A 14,847-nucleotide genomic window follows, 5' to 3' on the forward strand; every position below is an offset into this window, starting at 1 on the left:
ATGGCTGATCAGATCGAATGGACCTCGCTGTCCGTCTTCGTCTTCTTCTTTGCTCTCGTGACAATCATGGGCTTCATGGCGGCGCGCTGGAAATCCGGCGCCGTCAGCGAGCATCTCGATGAATGGGGCCTCGGCGGCCGGCAATTCGGCACCTGGATCACCTGGTTCCTGGTCGGCGGCGACTTCTACACCGCCTACACCGTGATCGCGGTGCCGGCGCTGGTTTATGCGGTCGGCGCCTATGGCTTCTTCGCGCTGCCCTACACCATCATCGTCTATCCCTTCGTGTTCGCGGTGATGCCGATCCTGTGGAAAGTGGCGCACGCCAAGGGCTACGTCACCGCCGCCGACGTCGTGCATGGCACCCATGACTCGCGCCCGCTCGAATTGGTGGTCGCGCTCACCGGCATCGTCGCGACGATGCCCTATATCGCGCTGCAACTGATCGGCATGGGCGTCGTGATCAAGGCGATGGGGTTGACCGGCGAACTGCCGATCGTCGCCGCCTTCGTCATCCTCGCGCTCTATACCTACAGTTCCGGCCTGCGCGCGCCGGCGCTGATCGCCTTCGTCAAGGACGTGATGATCTATATCGTCGTGCTGGTGGCGGTCGTGGTGGTGCCGGCGAAGCTCGGCGGCTATGGGGCGGTGTTCTCCGCCGCCAACGACGCCTTCAGGGCGAAGGGCGGCGCCACCGGCCTGATCCTGAAGCCCGAGCAGATGCTGGCCTATGCCACACTGGCGCTCGGCTCGGCACTGGCGGCCTTCATGTATCCGCATACGCTGACCGGCATCTTCGCCTCCAAATCGGCCGACACCATCCGCAAGAACGCGATCCTGCTGCCGGCCTATACGCTGCTGCTCGGATTGATCGCGCTGCTCGGCTACATGGCCTATGCCGCGCACATCCAGGTGTCCTCGCCGAACGACGTGGTGCCGATGCTGTTCAAGATGTTGTTCCCGTCCTGGTTTGCCGGCTTCGCGTTCTCGGCGATCGCGATCGGCGCGCTGGTGCCGGCGGCGGTGATGAGCATAGGTGCCGCCAATCTCTTCACGCGCAACATCTGGAAGTCCTACGTCAACCCGGACATCACCCATGCCGGCGAGGCCTCGGTGGCGAAGATCGCTTCGCTGGTGGTGAAGGTCGGTGCGCTGGCCTTCATCCTGTTCCTGCCGACGCAGTATGCGCTCGACCTGCAACTGCTCGGCGGCCTGTGGATCATGCAGATCCTGCCGTCGCTGGTGTTCAGCCTGTTCACGCGCTGGTTCCGCGCCGAGGGATTGCTGCTCGGCTGGGCGGCCGGCATCGGCTGGGGATCATGGACGGCGTGGAGCAACGGGTTGAAGCCGCTGGCGACGATCAGCTTCGGTGGCGGCAGCCATACCTTCTATGTCGGCCTCGGCGCGCTGATCCTCAACATCGCCGTCGCTGCGATCGCGACGGTGGTGGTGACCTGGCTGTCGCCGGCGGCTGAACGGGACGCGCCGGCGCGATCCTGAGCCCATTGCGAATCGGCGCAGCTCACGCGAGCTGCGCCGAGAGGCGCGCGACCTCCGCCTTCACCCTGGCGATTGCGGCGTCCTTCACGGGGCCGTAGCCGCGGATCTCCATCGGCGCCCTGGCGATTGCGACGATGTCAGGCAGGCGCTGTGCATCGAGCCGGCCGAGCAGGCTATCGATCTGCCCCTCATACCAGGCGATCAGGTCGCGCTCAGCGCGGCGCTCGGCGGTGTAACCGAACACGTCGAACCGCGTGCCGCGCAGCGTCTTCAGCCGCGCCAGAGCTCTCATTGGCATCCTGATCCACGGACCAAACGTGCGCTTGCGCGGTCGTCCCCGCGCGTCCTTCTTGGCCGGCAGGAACGGCGGCGCCAGATGATATCGCACCGAGAAGTCGCCCTCGAACTGCTGGCGCAGTTCATCGAGGAAGCCGGTCTCCATGTGAAGCCGCGCCACCTCATACTCGTCCTTGTAGGCCATCAGCTTGAACAGAGCGCGCGCGACCGCGTCCGTTACCGCCTCGGTTCCGAGCGCGGCCTCGGCATCGCGCACACGCGCCACCGTCTTCCGATAGCGCGCGGCATAAGCCGCGTCCTGGTAGGCCGTCAGAAAGTCGGCGCGATGCGTAATCACCTGATCGAGCGTTTCCGCTTCGATCGTTCTCACATTGTCCGTGCCGGGCAAGTCGTTCGGATCGGCGCTGGCGATGCGTCCCCAGGCCAAGGCCTCCTTGTTGCGCTGGACGGCGACGCCGTTGAGCTCGATGGCGCGGAGCAGCGCGGCGAGAGAGACCGGGACCAGTCCCTGCTGCCAGGCGAAGCCGAGCATGATGATGTTGGCATAAACGCTGTCGCCAAGCAGCCGCTCGGCCAGCGCATTCGCATCGATCGTTCTCAGATGGCCGCAGCCGATCACGTTGTCGATCGCGTGCACGCGAGCTGATGCAGCGAGGTCGGCATCGCGGAAGCGCACGACGTCGCCGGTCGGCATCTCCGCGGTGTTGAGCACGGCGCGCATGCCTTTCCGATAGGTACCCGACGCCTTGGCGGAGGAACTGACGACTATATCGCAGCCGATCAGCGCATCCGCCGCGCCCTGGTCGATGCGGACCTGGTGCAGTTCGTCCGGCTGGGCTGCGATACGGATGTAGCTCAGCACGGGTCCGAATTTCTGCGCAAAGCCGGTAAAATCCAGCACCGAGACGCCGCGCCGCTCGAGATGCGCGGCCATGCTGATCAGCGCACCGACCGTGATGACGCCGGTGCCGCCGACGCCGGTCACCAGCAGATCATACGGGCGATCGAGCGGTGAGAGCGCCGGCAGCGGCAGCATGGCGGCGCGTTCTTGTGGATCGATGCTGCTTGCAGGCTTCGTTCGGCGCCTGGCGCCTTCGATCGTGACAAAGCTCGGGCAGAAGCCGTTGAGACAGGAGAAATCCTTGTTGCAGGTGGAGAGATTGATGCGGCGCTTGCGGCCGAACGGCGTCTCCCTCGGCTCGACGCTGAGGCAGTTCGATTCGACCGAGCAGTCGCCGCAGCCTTCGCAGACGAGGTCGTTGATATAGGCAAAGCGCGGCGGATCCTCGATCTGGCCGCGCTTGCGCCGGCGGCGCTTTTCGGTGGCGCAGGTCTGCTGGTAGATCAGCACGGAGACGCCGGGGATGTCGCGCAGCTCGCGCTGCACAGCATCCATCTCCTCGCGCGGATGGATGGTGACGCCGACAGGAAAATCGGCCGGCGCAAACTGCGAGGGAGCGTCCGAGACCAGCGCGATGCGCGCGACGCCTTCGGCGCGGACGCTATGGGCGATGGCGTGTACGGTCACGGGGCCGTCGACCGGCTGGCCGCCGGTCATGGCGACAGCATCGTTGAACAGGATCTTGTAGGTGATGTTGGCGCCGGCCGCGATCGCCTGCCGGATCGCCATCGAGCCGGAGTGATAATAGGTGCCTTCGCCGAGATTCTGGAAGATGTGCTTGTTGCCGGTGAAACGCGACGATGCCGCCCAGTTGACGCCTTCGCCGCCCATCTGGATCAGGGACGACGTCTCGCGGTCCATCCAGCTCGCCATGAAATGGCAGCCGATGCCGGCAAGCGCCTTGGATCCCTCCGGCACTTTGGTCGAGGTGTTGTGCGGGCATCCTGAACAGAAATAGGGCGTGCGGGTCGCGCCCGCGACGGCGATGACACGCTGCGCGTCGGGCGCGAGTGCCGCAGCACGTTTCGCAAGATCGAGGCCGGGAAACATCGGGTCGAGGCGTCGCGCCAGCACGTCGGCGAGCGCGCGTGGCGATAGTTCACCGATCCATGAGATCAGGCGCGCGCCGGTCTCGTCATGCTTGCCGACCATCCGCTCCGGCTTCGCGCCCGGATAGTCGTAGAAATATTCCTTGAACTGGCTTTCGATGATGCCGCGCTTTTCCTCCACCACCAGGATCTCACGCTTATCCTTCACGAACTCCATCGCATCGTGCAGCGCCAGCGGCCAGACCATGCCGACCTTGTAGATGTCGATGCCGAGGCGGCGGCAGGCGGTCTCGTCAAGGCCCATCAGCCGCAGCGCTTCCATCAGATCGAGATGCGCCTTGCCTGTCGTGACGATGCCGTAGGTCGCGTGCGGGATGTCGTAGATGTGGCGGTCGATCGGGTTGGCTTTGGCAAAGGCGTAGACCGCGTGCTTCTTGGCTTCCAGCCGCTCCTCGATCTGCGGGCCGGGCAGATCCGGCCAGCGATAGTGCAGGCCGCCGGGCGGCGGCGCAAAATCGGGCATGCGGAAGATGCGGGGCGGGCGCAGCGCGACGGAGGCGCCTGACTCGACGATCTCCGAGATCGCCTTGAAGCCGACCCACATGCCGGAAAAGCGGCTCAGCGCATAGCCGTATTCGCCGAATTCGAGATATTCGGCGACGCTCGCCGGATGCAGTGTCGGCATGAACCAGCTCATGAAGGCAACATCGGATTGGTGCGGCATCGAGGAGGAGACGCAGCCATGATCGTCGCCCGCGACGACAAGCACGCCGCTATGCGGCGACGAGCCATAGGCGTTGCCATGTTTGAGCGCATCGCCGGAACGATCGACGCCCGGGCCCTTGCCGTACCAGAGGCCGAACACGCCCTGCACGGTGCGATCGGGCTGGGTCTCGACCTGCTGCGAGCCGAGCACCGCGGTTGCCGCGAGATCCTCGTTGACCGCGGGCAGGAATTCGATGCGCTCCGACTTGAGGCGATCGGCGATGCGCCAGAGTTCGAGGTCGACACCGCCGAGCGGCGAGCCGCGATAGCCGGAGATGAAGCCGGCGGTATCCAGCCCCGCGGTGCGGTCGCGCTTGGCCTGGTCGAGCACGATGCGGACGATCGCCTGCGTGCCCGTGAGGAAGACGCGGCCGTCGTCGCGTTCGTAGCGGTCGGAAAGCTGGTAGGTGTCGAGGGAGGGAATGGCGTCCATGGCCGGCCTCGCATCGGATTCGAGTCCGCCAACGGTAATCCCGGCCGCCTGGTAGGAATTACCTATTCATCCCGCGGCGTCGACTATTTCGGTAAAAACATTCGTGATATAGGATGATATCGGTAAAATCTACCAAATGGAGGCGCGCTCATGGTCGAAGAGCAGGACGAACGCATCCTCGCCGAGTTGCAGAAGAGCGGACGCGCGACCAATCAGGAGCTTGCCGATGCGGTCGGCATGTCGACCTCTGCGTGCTGGCGCCGCGTGCGCGCCCTGGAAGAATCCGGTGTGATCTCCGGCTATGCAGCGCTGGTGGAGCGTGAGCGCGCCGGCTTTGCGACGTCGGCGATCCTTCACGTCTCGCTGGAGCGGCATGACGCGAAATTCGTCGACGAGTTCGTGGCGCGGGTGAAACGGCGCAGCGAAGTCCTGGAATGTTTCGCGACCACGGGAGACGCCGACTATCACCTGCGCGTCGTGGTGCGCGACATCCACGCCTATAACCAGTTCCTCGACGAGTTCATGTTCCGCGTGCCCGGCATCCGCTATGTCCGCACCAACATGATCCTGAAGGAGATCAAGACCGGCGTCGCGTTGCCGTTCGATACCAGGCGGCCGCGCAAGGATTAGGTGAACGAGCGGCGGACGCTATGCGGTAGCCCGGGTGAAGCGTCAGCTTAGCCCGGGACATCCGCGTCCGCATTTGCGAGCGACCCCGGGTTACGCGTTCCGCTTCACCCGGCTACAAGTTCAGAAGTTTTCTCTCACGAACCGGTTGCGAAGTGTGCCGATGCCGGTGATGTCGATCTCGACCACGTCACCCGCCTTCAGGTCCGGCGACGCGCCGTCGGTGCCCATCCAGATCACGTCACCTGGCCACAGCGTGAAATATTTCGTCAATTCGACAATGAAGGGGACGATGCCGAAGATCATGTCGTTGGTGCGGAAGCGGTTGGTCTCCTTGCCGTTGACCCGCACCACCGTCTCCATGTTGTCGAGATCGACATCGGTCTCGATCCATGGGCCCATCGGCTTGAAGGTGTCGGCGTTCTTGGAACGCCACAGCCCGCGGTCGGCCTTCTGCCAACTGCGCTCGCTGACGTCATTGCCGATGGTGTAGCCGAACACGCAAGACATTGCGTTTGACGGATCGAGGTGCTTTGCCTTCTTGCCGATGACGACCACGAGCTCGCCTTCGTAGTGGATCTTCTCCGTTGCGGTCGCCGGGATCACCACGTCTTCGTCATGGGCGATCAGCGCGTTCTGGGCGCGGTAGCCGATCTCGGGCCGGTCAGGCACGGCCGGAATCTCGCCGCGCTTGTCGGCGGCTTCCTTCAGGTGCTTCAGATAATTGAGCCCGACGCAATAAAAGGTGCGCGGGATCAGCGGCAGCTCGATCTTTACTTCACCAAGCGGATGCGCCTGCGCGGTACGCTGCCATTCGCCGAAGGGATCGCCATCCACGCCGATCACTCGGTCGCCTTCGACAATGCCCCAGGAGGTTTTTCCCCGGGCGGTGAATTTGAGCCAGCGCATCGATCTTCTCTCTTATTCGGCCGCAATCCGCGGCGAGGTTTTCCAGGCGCCGGCCGCCGGACGGGGCAGGCCGAGATTCTCGCGCAGCGTCTTGCCGGCGTAGTTGCGGTGGAAGAGCCCGCGCCGCTGCAGTTCCGGAACGACATGCCGGACGAAATCCGCGTAGGAACCGGGTACATAGCTCGCCGCGATGACAAAACCGTCGCAGCCGCGCCCGACGAACATCTCCTCCAGCCGGTCGGCGATTTCCTTTGGCCCGCCGACGATCGCATCCTGCACCAGGCCACGGCCGGAGAAGGTGATGAAGTCGCGCGTGGTCGGGTTGGTCTTGCCGGAGGTTTTCAGCACGCCGTCGCGGATGCCGAGCATGCCTTGCATGCCCTGCAGTTCCTCCGTCGTCAGCGGCTCGTCGATACCCTTGGCGCCGAAATCGAAATTCAGTCCCTCGGCGAGCAGCGACAGCGCGTCGATCTCCAGCGGCAGCTTCTGGATCTCCGCCATCCGGTCTTCCGCCTCGGCCTTGGTCGCACCGCAGACCGGCGTCGTCAGGTTGCAGAGGAACATCTGGTCGGGATCGCGGCCAGCCTTTGCGGCCTCGCTCCGGATCGCCTCATAGCCCTGCTTGGCGCTCGCAAGATTGCGCGCGGCGGTGAAGATCACCTCGCCCCAGCGCCCGGCAAAGCGCTGGCCGCGGCCGGAAGCGCCGGCCTGGATGATGACGGGATGGCCCTGCGGCGAGCGCGGCACCGTGAAGGGTCCGCGCGACTTGAAGAACTTTCCGTCGTGATCGAGCCGCTTCACCTTGGTCGGATCGGCGAAGCGGCCGCTTTTCTTGTCGATGATGAGTGAGCCGTCCTCCCAGGAATCCCAATGGCCGAGCACGACCTCCATGAACTCGTCGGCGCGGTCATAGCGCAAATCATGCTCGAGGTGCTGGGCGCGGCCCATGTTGAGCGCTTCGCCGTCATTGACCGAGGTCACCACGTTCCAGCCGGCGCGGCCGCCGGTCATGAGGTCGAGGGTGGCGAAGCGGCGCGCGACGTCGAACGGCTCGTAATAGGTGGTCGAGCAGGTGGAGGCGAGGCCGAGCTTCTCGGTGACCATCCCCATCGTGGTCAGCACGATGACCGGGTCCATCTTCACGCAGCGGATGCCGTATTCGACAGTATGGGCGTGATCGTTGCCGTAGCGGTCCGGCATCGCCAGGCGGTCGTCGAAGAACGCCATGTGGAATTTGCCGGCCTCGAGCATCCGCGCGATCTCCTGGTAGTAATCCGCCGACATCGAGTCGTCGCGCGATTCGGGATGGCGCCAGGAGCCCGGCAGATTGGTGCAGTTCTGCGCCTGCAGGAAGCCGACCAGTGCCATTTGCCGTGTCATGCCGCTATCCCCCGTCTCACGCCAGATCGAGTTGTTTCGTAAGCCCGTACTCGCCGGCAAGCGCGCGGAGCTTGTCCCAGGTCGCATCCTCGATCTCGATGCCGTTCCTCCGGCGTTCCTGTTCGCGCAGAAACTCGACCTCACCGGGATAGAACACGCCCGGACTTCCTTCCGAGGGCGGCGTCGATTTCAGGTAGCGCGCGAACTCGGCGACCTCGCGCTTGAAATCCTGCAGCGGGCGGAAGGCGGCGACATTGAACACCGCCATGAAGCATCCGTCATTGTGTCGCCCGGTCGGCTCGACGCCGAATCCCAGCCCGGTGAGCAGACCGCATAGGACTTCCACCATCGCCGCCAGGCCAGAGCCCTTGTAGCCCTCGCTGCCGCCGAGCGGCAGCAGCGCACCGCCCTTATAGTCCGCCGGGTCGGTGGTGTGGCGGCCTTCGGCGTCGATGATCCAGCCGTTCGGAATCCGTTCGCCGCGCGCAACCGCGAGCTGGATCTTGCCGACCGCGACCGCCGAGGTCGCCATGTCCAGATAGAACGGCGCCTCGAGCTCGGACGGCACCGCGATCGAGATCGGGTTGGTGCCGAGCCGTGCCTCGCGGCCGCCGAACGGCGCGACATGTTTTGGCGAGCGGCCGGAATCGGCGGTGGCGATGCCGATCATGCCTTCGCGCATCGCCATCAGCGGATAGTGCGCGAGCCGTCCCACGTGGCTCTGCCGGAACACGGTGCAGGCGGCGACATTCGCGGTCCGTGCCTTGGCGATCGTCAATTCCATCGCCCTGGCATTGACGTGGAAGCCAAAACCCCAATTGCCGTCGATCACGGTCGTGGTCGGCGATTCCTGGACGATGGTCCATGTCGCGCCGGGCACGATATGTCCGGCCTTGATGCGGTCGATATAGGTCGGGACCGCGATGATCCCGTGCGAGTCATGGCCGGCGAGATTGGCGTTGACGCAGCCGACCGCGACCGCCTGGGCTTCCTCCTCGGACGCGCCGGCGCCACGTAGCAGCGCCGCACCGATGCGGGTGAGACGATCGGCATGGACGGTCGGCATGGGATTTCCTCGGATTGAAGCCCGCGCACGCGGCGGGTCTTATTCGTGGTGCGGCATGGTCTCAAAGCGGCGGGCGACGAGCAACACCAGAATGTCCGATCCGCCATGACGTTAACGCGGCTTTTCAAGGCAACGGTCTTATGTCGGGGGAACCGTCAGCGCTCGCGGGCGATTTCCGTGGCGCCCGCGACGTAAAAAATCGTCAACAAACCGGTAATTTTTCCGGGTTCTGTCCGACTTTATTCGCCCGACATTTACTTTGACTCGCAACTTATAGCTGTTCCTAACGTCCACTTAGGTCTCCGCTTCGCATAAAGTCCCGCGGGGCCGGCCGAGACCGGCCGCAGGGAGTTGATCGCTTGGAGCAGACCATCAGGGGTACCTTCGCGGCGTTGAACGCCACCAACGAAGCGATCCTGTACGCCAAATCGCCGGAGGAACTGTACGCCAAGATCTGCGAAGCCGCTTTTTCCAGCGGCGACTTTCTGGCGACAGCGGTGTTCTTGCTGGATGCCGATACCAGCCGGCTCCGCCTTGCGGTCGGCTTCGGCGAGGATGTCGCGCGGCTGCGCGGCATCGACATCTCGATCATTGCCAATACCCCCGAGGGCAGCGGGGTGTGCGGACAGGCGTTCCGCGACCAGCAGGCTTGTATCAGCAACGACTATCTGAATGATCCGCGCTCGCTCGCCTGGCGCGCCGGCGCTCGCACCGGCGAGGTCGCCGCGGCGGCGGCAATGCCGCTGATCTGCAATGGCCGCAGCGTCGGCGTCTTCCTTGTCACCCGGCGCGAGGTCGGATCGCTCGGCGACGAACTCGTCTCGCTGCTGGCGCGCATGGCCGCGAACGTTTCGTTTGCGCTGGACAATTTCGAGCATGAGCGCACGCGCAAGAGCAGCGAGCGGGCGATGCGCCGCCTCAACCAGATGTTCGGCGCCATCAGCGCCACCAACGAGGCGATCCTTCGTGCCAAGACCGAGCACGACCTCTACCAGCGCGTCTGCGACGCCGCCGTTCACAGCGGGAAATCCGTTGCCGCCGTGGTCCTGCTCGCCGAGCCTGACACCCATTGGCTCGAGCCGGTCGCCGGCACTGGCGACGCAATCGAGCTGATCACGCAAACGCGCTTTTCGACCGATCCCGACAACATCTACGGCAAGGGCGTCTGCGGGCAGGCGTTCCGGACCCAGCGGCCGTGCATCAACAACGACATCCCGAAGTCCGATGGTCCGTGGCGACAGGTGGGGCGCGACGTCGGCGTCATGGCCTGCATCGCGGTTCCCCTGACCAAGTTCGGCAAGAGCATCGGCGTCCTGCTGTTCTTTGTCGGCAGGTCATGGGCGGCGGATGAAGAGATCGTGGCGCTGATGGCGCGGATCGCCGAGAACGTGTCGGTGGCACTCGACAATTTCGAACGCGCCGATGAAAAGGCCAGGGCCGACCGGCAGAAGGATCGATTGTCACGAATGTTCGCGGCGCTGAGCGCGACCAACGAAGCGATCATGCGGGCGAGGTCGCGAGAGGAGATGTTCGCGCTGGTGTGCCAGGCGGCCGGCATGGGCGCCAGGTTCAACTCGACCAGCATCTTCCTGGTCACGCCCGGCAGCGATTATCTCGAGATGGCGGCGACCGGGGGACCGACATCCGAGAACGCCCGCAAGCTCAAAGTATCGATCAACGAGGCCGTTCCGGAAGGGCGCGGCCTTTGCGGGACGGCGTTCCGCTCCAGGCAGGCCAGCATCAACAACAATTTCCTGAAGGACGTTGCGGGCAACGCGTTCCGGGACATCATCGAACGCGAGGGAGCACGATCGGGCGCAGCGTTTCCGTTGTTCGTCGACGGTGAGCCGGCCGGTGTGATGCTCTTCATCTCCTCCGAACGCGACACCTTTACCGCCGAGTTCGCTGAATTGCTGCAGCGGCTGGCTGACAACGTGTCGTTCGCGCTCGGCAGCTTCGAGCGCGCCGACGAGAAGGCGAGGACCGAGGATCAGAAGGAGCGGCTGACGCGGATGTTCGCGGCGCTGAGCGCCACCAACGAAGCGATCATGCGGGCGAAGTCGCGGACCGAGCTGTTCCATCTGGTCTGCGAGGCAGCGGTCGTTGGCGGCAATTTCACCTCCACCGCGATCGCGCTGGAACGGCCGGGTGACGATTATCTGGAAAACGTCGCTTCGGCCGGTCCCGATCGGGAGCGCGCGTTCAACGTGCGCCTCTCCATCAATGCGGCGCATCCCGAAGGGCGGAGCCTCACCGGCATCGCGTTCCGAACCCGGAAACCCTGCATCAGCAACGACTATCTCGGCGATTTCGGCGCTTCGAGTCCATTCTATCAGGTCCTGCGCGATGCCGGCACCCGCTCCGGCGCCGCATTTCCGCTGCTCAAGCACGGCAAGCCGATCGGCGCCATCATCTTCCTCTCCAGCGAGATCGGCGCCTTCAGCCCCGAGCTGATCGGGCTGTTGCGACGTCTCGCCGAGAATGTCTCGTTCGCGCTGGAGAATTTCGATCGCGCCGACGAGAAGGCGAGGGCCGACGAGCGGATCGAATATCTCGCCTCGCATGACGGCCTGACGCGCTTGCCCAACCGGGAAACCTTCAACGAATTGCTGCGCCACGCCATCGAGGTGGCCAGCCGCCATCAGCGTCAGTTTGCGCTGCTGTTCATCGATCTCGACCGTTTCAAGGTCATCAACGATTCGCTTGGCCACGATGCCGGCGACCTGCTGCTCGTCAAGATCGCCGACCGGCTGCGCGGGACCTTGCGTTCGAGCGACGTCATCGCCCGCCTCGGCGGCGATGAATTCGTTGTGATCCTGGAAGAGACCGAGCGCGCCGATGTCGAAACGATCGCCGAGAGCCTGTTGTCGGCGCTCAGCCAGCCGCTGCAACTGAGCGGACACGAATGCCACACCACGGCCTCGATCGGCATCGCGATGTATCCTGCTGACGGTTCGGACGCCAAGACGCTGACCAAGAACGCAGACATGGCGATGTATCTCGCCAAGGAGGACGGCAAGAACGGCTTCCGTTTCCACTCCAAGGAGATCAAGGCGCAGTCGATCGAGCGTCTGACGCTGGAGAATGCCTTGCGCCGCGCGCTGGAGCGCGATCAGTTCTCGCTCCATTACCAGCCGAAGATCGACATCGCGAGCGGCCAGATCACCGGCGTCGAAGCGCTGCTGCGCTGGACCCATCCCGATCTCGGGCAGATCGCGCCGGCTCAGTTCATCCCGCTCGCGGAGGAGATCGGGCTGATCGTGCCGATCGGACGCTGGGTGCTGAACGAAGCTTGTGCGCAGAACATCGCCTGGCAGCGCCGCGGCTTGCGGCCGGTGACGATGGCGGTCAATCTCTCGCCGCGCCAATTCGCCGACGAGCATCTGTTGCAGGACGTCGACGAGGCGCTACGCTCAAGCGGGATGTCGCCGGCGCTGCTGCAGCTCGAGGTCACCGAAAGCGTGGTGATGCGCAACGTGCCGCGGGCGGTCAGGGTGCTGGATGCGATTCAGAGCCGCGGCATTCGCCTGGCGATCGACGATTTCGGCACCGGCTATTCGTCGATGTCGCTGATGAAGCAGTTCCCAATTGACACCATCAAGATCGACCGTTCCTTCGTGCGCGATCTCGCCCGCGACAGCGAGGACCAGGCGATCGCGCAGGCCATCATCAGCATGGGCAAGGCGCTCGGCATGACCGTGATCGCCGAGGGCGTGGAGACGACCGAGCAGGAGCGCTTCCTGCGCGACCATGGCTGCGACGAGATGCAGGGCTATCTGCTCAGCAAGCCGCTTCCGCCCCGCGAACTCGCCGAGTTGCTGTGCGCCGCGCCGGCACTTGCCTCGCCGCCGCTGCAGCCCGTAGATCATGCCGCGGACGATCAGGCCGCCTCGGATCTAGGGCGGAAACGCGCTGTCATCTGATGGCTGCACATGCAGGTCGCGCACGTCGGAATCCGTCGATTGCACCTTGCGCGAAAAATCATAAGGCCACGGCAGATTGGACTGGCCGGCGAGTGATTTCAGCAGCACGGCGGCACCCGCTGCGTAAGTTGCGCCGCTCGCAAGGCGGAGCCGCATGCTCCACTCCGCTGGCAACTCCACGGCGCAATCGCGCAGTTCGAATGCCGGCCCCCACCACCACGCCGGCGCCGGCGGCCGTTCACTTTCCGGAATGGCGCGCCAGCGTCCGTATTCGTCGACGATACGCTTGAATTGCAGTTTCGCGGCGGGATGCATCGGGATCCTCTGTTCTGCTCCCGATAATATCCGCCTCGACGGCAGGCGCAAAGTCTATTGCCGGCCGTGCTGCCAGTGCGTGGTCACCTCGGTGCCCGTCTTGTTCAGATGGACATGCTGGTCGACATGGTCGACCCAGGACAGCGGAATGAAGTGATGGTGCTGCCCATCGGGCGAGCTCTGCTTGGTGAGCTTGATCTTGTCGGTTCCTTCGAGATGATCGACCTTTCCGACCGTCTTCCGGTCCGACGAGATGACGTCCATATGTTCCTTGATCTCTGCGGCCATTGCCATGTTCCATCTCCTTCAATGTTTGCGGAGATGAACGCTTGGTGGCCGCAAAGGTGCCCCTCCCACGAAATCACTTCTCGGCCACCTCCGTCGCGGTCGCCGGTCCCTCGCCCATGATCAGGAGCACGGCGTCCTCGTCCTTGGCACCGTCCCAATGGACCCGCTTGCCATAGTGGGTGACGAAACTGCCCGCCGGCATCGCCACGGTGCCCTTGTCCGGATCGAATTTCGCTCCCGATCCGACCCACCAGGTACCTTTCAGCACGACGATGTAACGGTCGTTCGGATGGAAATGCGGGTGGCTGAAATGGTTGCCCTTGGTCCACTTGGTGTAGACCATGTAGAAGCCCGGCTTTGTCGGATCACCGACCACCACGGCGTTCTGCGCGCCGTGCGTGTCCACCGGCCCCCAGGGGATCTGGTCGGGCAATTTATAGACGACGGCGGCGGGATTGAGCTCGGCGGCGGAGCCGATGCTCAGCGTGGCGGCGAGCGCAAGCGGGATTGCAAGGTAACGCCAGACGCTGACGATCATGACTTCCTCCGTTTTCGGATAGACATTGGGCTCGTCCATCTCTGTTGCTCTCAATGCTATTCGGGAGCGCTCGTAGCGGACAAGATGCGCGCACGCATGTGTGATCGGCGGATGCGCGGTTTCTCGCACAACGCAACTGCAGCATCGAAATCGATTTACGCCCGTGCGCGACGGTGATTAGTTTGCGCGCCCAATCAAAACAACATCGGGAGGATGCTTTTCATGAAACATGTGTGGACGCTTGCGGCCGGTCTTCTGATCGGCGCCGCTCTGTCCTCCAATCTCGCTTCCGCCGAGGGCGACGGCTGGATCACGCTGGTCGACGGCACCAACAAGGGCGACTGGGACGAGGTCGGCAAGGCGAACTGGACCTTGAAGGACGGCGCGCTGGTTGCCGACAAGCTCGACGGCAAGGACCTGTCCTATCTCGTCAGCAAGAATTCCTACAAGGACTTCCAGATCAAGGCCGAGTTCTGGACCGACGAGGACGCCAACAGCGGCATCTTCATCCGCTGCGACACCAACAAGACCATCGACTCCAAGGTCTGCTACGAGGTCAATATCTTCGACAAGCGGCCCGATCCGACCTACGGCACCGGCGCAATCGTCGATCTCGGCAAGGTCAACCCGATGCCCAAGGCGGCGGGCAAATGGAACACCTATGAGATCACGGCGCAGGGACCGCATCTCGTCGTGGTGCTCAACGGGCAGAAGACCGTCGACGTGCAGGACAAGACACACGCGAGCGGTCCGATCGCGCTTCAATATGGCTCGGGCGTGGTCAAGTTCCGGAACGTGCAGATCAAGCCGCTGTAGCAACGCGCGCTCCCTTCCCCTGAAAGCGGGAGGGCAGGGT

The 14,847-nt window shown here is 64.1% G+C and carries 11 protein-coding genes; 4 read left to right on the forward strand and 7 right to left on the reverse strand.

The window, feature by feature from the left end:
- On the forward strand, positions 1 to 1,500 hold the full coding sequence (locus I6F35_RS30450; RefSeq protein ID WP_225121331.1) for a sodium:solute symporter family protein: 1,500 nt from the start codon (positions 1 to 3) through the stop codon (positions 1,498 to 1,500).
- Between the two features lie 22 nt (positions 1,501 to 1,522).
- Here I6F35_RS30450 and I6F35_RS30455 read toward each other — a convergent pair whose 3' ends face one another.
- The gene (locus I6F35_RS30455) at positions 1,523 to 4,945 is read right to left on the reverse strand and encodes an indolepyruvate ferredoxin oxidoreductase family protein (RefSeq protein WP_225121332.1); all 3,423 of its coding nucleotides are present in this window, start codon (positions 4,943 to 4,945) and stop codon (positions 1,523 to 1,525) included.
- Positions 4,946 to 5,095: 150 nt separating this feature from the next.
- Here I6F35_RS30455 and I6F35_RS30460 point away from each other — a divergent pair, with 150 nt between their 5' ends.
- Positions 5,096 to 5,575, forward strand: coding sequence for an Lrp/AsnC family transcriptional regulator (locus I6F35_RS30460; protein ID WP_225121333.1), 480 nt, complete (start codon positions 5,096 to 5,098; stop codon positions 5,573 to 5,575).
- Between the two features lie 120 nt (positions 5,576 to 5,695).
- Here I6F35_RS30460 and I6F35_RS30465 read toward each other — a convergent pair whose 3' ends face one another.
- From I6F35_RS30465 to I6F35_RS30475, 3 genes are read right to left on the reverse strand one after another with little or no spacing between them, the layout of a single operon-like run.
- Positions 5,696 to 6,481, reverse strand: coding sequence for a fumarylacetoacetate hydrolase family protein (locus tag I6F35_RS30465; RefSeq protein WP_225121334.1), 786 nt, complete (start codon positions 6,479 to 6,481; stop codon positions 5,696 to 5,698).
- Positions 6,482 to 6,493: 12 nt separating this feature from the next.
- Positions 6,494 to 7,861, reverse strand: a complete 1,368-nt coding sequence (locus I6F35_RS30470; RefSeq protein WP_225121335.1) for an LLM class flavin-dependent oxidoreductase — start codon at positions 7,859 to 7,861, stop codon at positions 6,494 to 6,496.
- Positions 7,862 to 7,877: 16 nt separating this feature from the next.
- Positions 7,878 to 8,927, reverse strand: coding sequence for an Ldh family oxidoreductase (locus tag I6F35_RS30475; RefSeq protein ID WP_225121336.1), 1,050 nt, complete (start codon positions 8,925 to 8,927; stop codon positions 7,878 to 7,880).
- Positions 8,928 to 9,286: 359 nt separating this feature from the next.
- On the opposite strand from I6F35_RS30475, the gene I6F35_RS30480 reads away from it, so the two are divergent.
- Positions 9,287 to 12,850 (forward strand): EAL domain-containing protein, encoded by a 3,564-nt coding sequence (locus I6F35_RS30480; RefSeq protein WP_225121337.1) that lies wholly within the window; start codon positions 9,287 to 9,289, stop codon positions 12,848 to 12,850.
- Here the strand turns inward: I6F35_RS30480 and I6F35_RS30485 are convergent.
- From I6F35_RS30485 to I6F35_RS30495, 3 genes are all read right to left on the reverse strand, one after another.
- Entirely contained in the window at positions 12,824 to 13,165 is a 342-nt protein-coding gene (locus I6F35_RS30485; RefSeq protein ID WP_225121338.1) for a hypothetical protein, read from the reverse strand. The genes I6F35_RS30480 and I6F35_RS30485 overlap by 27 nt on opposite strands.
- Before the next feature lie 54 nt (positions 13,166 to 13,219).
- On the reverse strand, positions 13,220 to 13,459 hold the full coding sequence (locus I6F35_RS30490) for a DUF2171 domain-containing protein (protein WP_028168725.1): 240 nt from the start codon (positions 13,457 to 13,459) through the stop codon (positions 13,220 to 13,222).
- Between the two features lie 67 nt (positions 13,460 to 13,526).
- The gene (locus I6F35_RS30495) at positions 13,527 to 14,030 is read right to left on the reverse strand and encodes a cupin domain-containing protein (RefSeq protein ID WP_225121339.1); all 504 of its coding nucleotides are present in this window, start codon (positions 14,028 to 14,030) and stop codon (positions 13,527 to 13,529) included.
- Positions 14,031 to 14,213: 183 nt separating this feature from the next.
- Here I6F35_RS30495 and I6F35_RS30500 point away from each other — a divergent pair, with 183 nt between their 5' ends.
- Positions 14,214 to 14,807, forward strand: coding sequence for a DUF1080 domain-containing protein (locus I6F35_RS30500; protein WP_225121340.1), 594 nt, complete (start codon positions 14,214 to 14,216; stop codon positions 14,805 to 14,807).
- Positions 14,808 to 14,847: the final 40 nt, after the last annotated feature.

Source organism: Bradyrhizobium sp. BRP22 (assembly GCF_020194175.1).
Classification (GTDB): domain Bacteria; phylum Pseudomonadota; class Alphaproteobacteria; order Rhizobiales; family Xanthobacteraceae; genus Bradyrhizobium.

Bases quoted from the DNA above. Each gene is read 5' to 3' on its own strand.
- I6F35_RS30475 (WP_225121336.1), bottom strand. From the start codon at position 8,927: ATGCCGACCGTCCATGCCGATCGTCTCACCCGCATCGGTGCGGCGCTG.
- I6F35_RS30450 (WP_225121331.1), top strand. From the start codon at position 1: ATGGCTGATCAGATCGAATGGACCTCGCTGTCCGTCTTCGTCTTCTTC.
- I6F35_RS30485 (WP_225121338.1), bottom strand. From the start codon at position 13,165: ATGCATCCCGCCGCGAAACTGCAATTCAAGCGTATCGTCGACGAATAC.
- I6F35_RS30500 (WP_225121340.1), top strand. From the start codon at position 14,214: ATGAAACATGTGTGGACGCTTGCGGCCGGTCTTCTGATCGGCGCCGCT.
- I6F35_RS30490 (WP_028168725.1), bottom strand. From the start codon at position 13,459: ATGGCAATGGCCGCAGAGATCAAGGAACATATGGACGTCATCTCGTCG.
- I6F35_RS30455 (WP_225121332.1), bottom strand. From the start codon at position 4,945: ATGGACGCCATTCCCTCCCTCGACACCTACCAGCTTTCCGACCGCTAC.
- I6F35_RS30460 (WP_225121333.1), top strand. From the start codon at position 5,096: ATGGTCGAAGAGCAGGACGAACGCATCCTCGCCGAGTTGCAGAAGAGC.
- I6F35_RS30465 (WP_225121334.1), bottom strand. From the start codon at position 6,481: ATGCGCTGGCTCAAATTCACCGCCCGGGGAAAAACCTCCTGGGGCATT.
- I6F35_RS30495 (WP_225121339.1), bottom strand. From the start codon at position 14,030: ATGGACGAGCCCAATGTCTATCCGAAAACGGAGGAAGTCATGATCGTC.
- I6F35_RS30470 (WP_225121335.1), bottom strand. From the start codon at position 7,861: ATGACACGGCAAATGGCACTGGTCGGCTTCCTGCAGGCGCAGAACTGC.